Source organism: Rhizobium sp. UFLA01-1127 (genome assembly GCF_059803845.1).
This window is the reverse complement of record NZ_JAUQTZ010000241.1, coordinates 1-4,184: the sequence shown is the minus strand read 5'-3', so window position 1 is coordinate 4,184 and position 4,184 is coordinate 1. Positions and strand designations below refer to the sequence as shown.

Genomic DNA, 4,184 nt, shown 5'->3' with positions numbered 1-4,184 from the left:
CTTGTAGCTCAGTTGGTAGAGCACCTGATTTGTAATCAGGGGGTCGCGGGTTCGAACCCTGCCGGGGGCACCAGATTTTTCCAAGACTTGGTTGCCGTGTTGATCGCTGGTATGGAAAATCGGCGGCGGCACAATAGTTTATGGTGCCGAAGCATTCAGCTCGCGGCGAAATCATCATCACAACATCATGTTCCTGGAAACCTATGACCAGCAAGCCAAAGAAGCCCAAGTTAGAGCATTCCGAACTCTCGGGTGAATTCACCGATGACGGCGTGACCGTCTTGGTCGATATCTTTCGTCCGGCCGGCACCAATGCCGATTGGCGGATGGAGGTCATCACGCCGGAAGAGGATCTGATCGAATGGGAGGAGCCCTTCGCGACCGACCGCGAGGCGTTCGACGAATTCCTGGCAACGATCGCGCGCGATGGCATCAGATCCTTCTTTGACGACGCGGATCCCGTCATTCACTGAGTCTGCCGATAGCCTTGGCGAGTTGGTTTAAATCGCAACCTTGGTGCTTCATGCATGCATTTGCCCGTGTGCCCGGGATGCAGGTGCATTTACAATGTCCGAAATAGGCATAGATTTCACCTGTCAATGGCGGGGAGGATACGGTCATGCGCGAGATATCGCGGCATGTCGTCTTGGGATTGCCGCTTGTCGTGATCACGGCGATCACAGGCGCATCGGCGCTAGCCGGTGAAAACTGCTACTGTAAAAATGCGGATGGAAAGCAGCATGCAGTCGGCGAGGTCGCCTGTATGACCGTCGGGGGCCGGAGCTATCTCGCGCGATGCGAGATGAACCTCAATGTTACCTCCTGGGCGAAGCTGCAGGACGGGTGCCCGGTTACCGAGAGAGTACTTTGGCACCAATCGGCCTGGCACTCGGCACCTATGGCCAGCAATGAGCATCGGCGGCTTGATGTAGCGCTCGCCGTGAGCGTGCTTCGATATGATTCAGTCGGCTTATTTGCGGACCAGCAGGAGCGGTTCGCCTTCCTCTTCTTCTGATTTCTGGAAGCTGCCGTCGGGCTTCATGTCGAAGGAAAGCGAGGAGCCGTTATTGCCCAGCATGACAAGCCCGAAACCTTCCGCCGCCCAAAGGGAGAGCTTGAGATCGCCGATTTCGCTGGCGCAGTCGCCGCCTGGTGACATTTTGGCGGTGCCGTCCTGGTCCTTGTCGGTGGTCAGCGTGATATCGCAGACCGGCTTTCCGTCCGGTCGCTGGATGCGCCATGCGCCGGCAAGACTCGCGACGGTCGGCACATGATCGACATCGCCCAGCGCCGGCAACAGCCATGTAGGCTCGCCGCCTTCGCTTTCCCACGGCGAGCCTTCCTCCTGCTGGAAACGCATCAGCGGCTTGCCTTCGGCATCTTCGATGGCGAGAGCGCCGTCATCCGTGAAGTTCCAGGCCCGCGCTTTGGCAAGGGCGGGCAGAGGCGTCGCGCAGGCATCCACGCCGGTGATTTCGTGACCGCCGGAGACTGCGTTCGTCCCAAAGTTGAGACGGCAGCCCTTGGCGCCGCTTTCAGGCGCGACCAGCCATGTGCCGGTTTGTGCCTGAACGACTTCATCGTCGGCCGCTGGCGCCGGCTGGGCCATTGTCAAAGCAAGGGCGGCGGAAACCGCCGCTAGACCGAAAACACGGATCAAGGCAAATTCTCCCAACTTGTCGCGACAACCTGCGCCGCCGCTGGAGCCGGATGATTTTAGGTCGATTCGACCTAAAGTCTGAATCCGCTCCAGGATCAAAGATGCAGAACATGATGTCGTCCGAAATCCCCTGACACTTTTCGGCATCATGCTCTATGACTTGAGATAGGATCGCGTCACATAGAGCGCGATCGCAGCTGCGTTCGAGACATTGAGCGATTTGATGGCGCCCGGCATGTCGAGCCGCGCCAGCGCGTTCACCGTTTCGCGCGTCTTCTGGCGTAGCCCCTTGCCCTCGGAACCGAGCACAAGAGCGATCTTGTCGCCGCTGAAAGTCCCCTCCAGCGGCGCCGGGCCCTCCGAATCTAGCCCGATCGTCGTGAAGCCGAGCCGATGCAGTTCGGTGAGCGCATCCGCGAGATTGGTGATCTGTATATAAGGTATGAGTTCGAGCGCGCCGGAAGCGGATTTCGCCAGTACGCCCGATTCGGTCGGGCTGTGGCGCTGCGTCGTGATGACGGCGCCGGCATCGAAGGCCACGGCCGAGCGCATGATCGCGCCGACATTGTGCGGATCCGTCACCTGGTCGAGAACGAGCAATAGCGGACTGCCCTTCAGTGCTTCGAGACGACGGACGGGCAGGGGACGCGTCTCCAGCATCACGCCCTGGTGGATTGCTTCCGGCCCCAGCACCTTGTCGATGTCCTGCGGCGAAACGATCTCGACCGGAATACCGAGGGAATCTGCCGGCCCTATTTCCAGCCGCACCAGCGCGTTCTGCGTCGTCGACAGCTTGATATTCTTGCGTTCTGGATTGTTCAGGGCGGCGCGAACCGTATGCAGGCCATAAAGGAAGACCTGGTCAGGCGCGAGCGCCGGCGGCTTCCAGTCATCCGCGCCGGCCCGCTTGCGCTTCTGCGGCGCCGGCGTCGGAATTTCGCCACGCTCGCGTTTCGCGTCGCGGTGCGCACGGCGCAGAGTAGCATAGTGCGTGTCCTTGGCCGATTTGTCGCCGGCGGTGTTATCGGGGCCGGAACGGCCGAATGTCTTGTCTTTGCTCATGCGGCTTTATAACCAGCGCGTCCGCGAGAGCATAGCCCTCTTTCGCCGGCGGACTTTTTCCACGGGCTGAAATTTTTTCGTCATTTTTGGCAATTCCTTGTGTTGACAGACGGAAATCGTCCGGTCATATACGCGGCGCAGATCACGGCGGCGACGCCACGGTCTGACAAGCTTGGTCGTAAGATCCAGTCGGAAAACTGGAGGGATGCCCGAGTGGTTAAAGGGGACGGACTGTAAATCCGTTGGCTCAGCCTACGTTGGTTCAAATCCAACTCCCTCCACCATTCCGCACCGGATCTTGACCATCCCGCGGGTATAGCTCAATGGTAGAGCAGCAGCCTTCCAAGCTGAATACGCGGGTTCGATTCCCGCTACCCGCTCCAAAATCTTGGATTTGTTAGCTTATCGATCGTTCTTCGCAGCGGTGAAATGAGTATTGCGTTCGCGTGTCTGCCGGTCTTTGCATATTTGACGCGAAGGGTTGCCTAAATTCCCGCGAGCGATAGATATCGCTCAGGCAACCGAAACGGGAGAGCGCAATGGGTATCTTCGACAAGATCAAGGGTGCAATCTGGGGACAGGCAAAGGCTGCCGAGGCTGCACCTGCACCGACGACCACCGCCGCAACCGCCAATCCGGAACCTTCCATGACGCCGGCTCCTTCGGCGACTGTGGCGGCGACATCGCCCGCAAGCAGCGCGCCGGCTGCTCCGGTTGATATCGCCTCCATCCTCGATGCTGCCGTCAGGAAGAACGGTCAGAAGCTGGACTGGGAACATTCGATCGTCGACCTGATGAAGGCTCTTGGCATGGACGCGAGCCTTCCCGAGCGCAAGGAACTGGCGCAGGAGCTCGGCTATACCGGCGATGCCGGAGATTCCGCCAGGATGAACATGTTCCTCCACAAGGCTCTGCTGCAGAAGCTCGCGGACAATGGCGGCAAGGTGCCGGCCGATCTTCTTAATTGACAGGTAAGCGGTCCTGACGGTGTGCTTTTGCCGCAGGCGCCAGGCCGCTTGTGGATCGCAGCGATGAACGATCATCGTTGTTTCATGATTTCGCGCTCTTGCCCGTCGGGCGAGGGCGCGTGTCGTTTGCAGAGGCAGGTATTCCGGTCGGGTCGTTTCGATGCCCGACATCTGGAATTCTCTCCTGAGCATGACTATTTAAGTACCTGAACCGGCAACTGCTTTTATAACTTACCGGATCGGCCGGTGAAGCTTGCGCGGCGAAGGAATGCCGAAGGCCGCGGACCATGCGCTATCGGCCGGGCTTTGCCGGGAATAGGGCCTGCAATTAAGTCTTGCGCAAACGCGACGAAAGCCTTAAACGGCGGCACTAAACCGGTTCGCCGGGGTCACTCATTACGTTCACAGGAAGCATTCAAATGGCAAAGAGTAAGTTTGAGCGCAATAAGCCGCACGTTAACATCGGGACGATCGGTCACGTTGACCACGGCAAG

4 protein-coding genes, 3 tRNA genes and 2 pseudogenes are annotated in these 4,184 nt (G+C 59.1%); 7 read left to right on the top strand and 2 right to left on the bottom strand.

The window, feature by feature from the left end; all coding sequences use genetic code 11:
* Window positions 1-3: 3 nt before the first annotated feature.
* The 3 genes and pseudogenes from Q4Q11_RS30995 to Q4Q11_RS30985 form a co-directional block, all read left to right on the top strand.
* Window positions 4-73: transfer RNA gene (locus Q4Q11_RS30995), tRNA-Thr, on the top strand.
* Between the two features lie 130 nt (window positions 74-203).
* Entirely contained in the window at window positions 204-473 is a 270-nt protein-coding gene (locus tag Q4Q11_RS30990) for a hypothetical protein (RefSeq protein WP_112511217.1), read from the top strand.
* A 146-nt stretch (window positions 474-619) separates the two neighbouring features.
* Window positions 620-850: pseudogene (locus tag Q4Q11_RS30985) on the top strand (hypothetical protein); the annotation flags it as partial.
* A 120-nt stretch (window positions 851-970) separates the two neighbouring features.
* On the opposite strand, the gene Q4Q11_RS30980 reads toward Q4Q11_RS30985, so the two are convergent.
* Both Q4Q11_RS30980 and rlmB read right to left on the bottom strand, forming a co-directional pair.
* Window positions 971-1,660 carry a protease inhibitor Inh/omp19 family protein gene (locus Q4Q11_RS30980; protein ID WP_112511221.1) on the bottom strand — a complete coding sequence of 230 codons (690 nt, stop codon included), beginning with the start codon at window positions 1,658-1,660 and terminating at the stop codon, window positions 971-973.
* Between the two features lie 153 nt (window positions 1,661-1,813).
* Window positions 1,814-2,722, bottom strand: coding sequence for a 23S rRNA (guanosine(2251)-2'-O)-methyltransferase RlmB (gene rlmB, locus Q4Q11_RS30975; RefSeq protein ID WP_498571881.1), 909 nt, complete (start codon window positions 2,720-2,722; stop codon window positions 1,814-1,816).
* A gap of 199 nt (window positions 2,723-2,921) precedes the next feature.
* On the opposite strand from rlmB, the gene Q4Q11_RS30970 reads away from it, so the two are divergent.
* From Q4Q11_RS30970 to Q4Q11_RS30955, 4 genes and pseudogenes are all read left to right on the top strand, one after another.
* Window positions 2,922-3,006 (top strand) — tRNA-Tyr (locus tag Q4Q11_RS30970).
* A 25-nt stretch (window positions 3,007-3,031) separates the two neighbouring features.
* Window positions 3,032-3,105: transfer RNA gene (locus Q4Q11_RS30965), tRNA-Gly, on the top strand.
* Between the two features lie 156 nt (window positions 3,106-3,261).
* Window positions 3,262-3,690, top strand: a complete 429-nt coding sequence (locus tag Q4Q11_RS30960) for a DUF3597 domain-containing protein (protein WP_498571880.1) — start codon at window positions 3,262-3,264, stop codon at window positions 3,688-3,690.
* Window positions 3,691-4,109: 419 nt separating this feature from the next.
* Window positions 4,110-4,184 (top strand): annotated as a pseudogene (locus tag Q4Q11_RS30955) (GTP-binding protein); the annotation flags it as partial.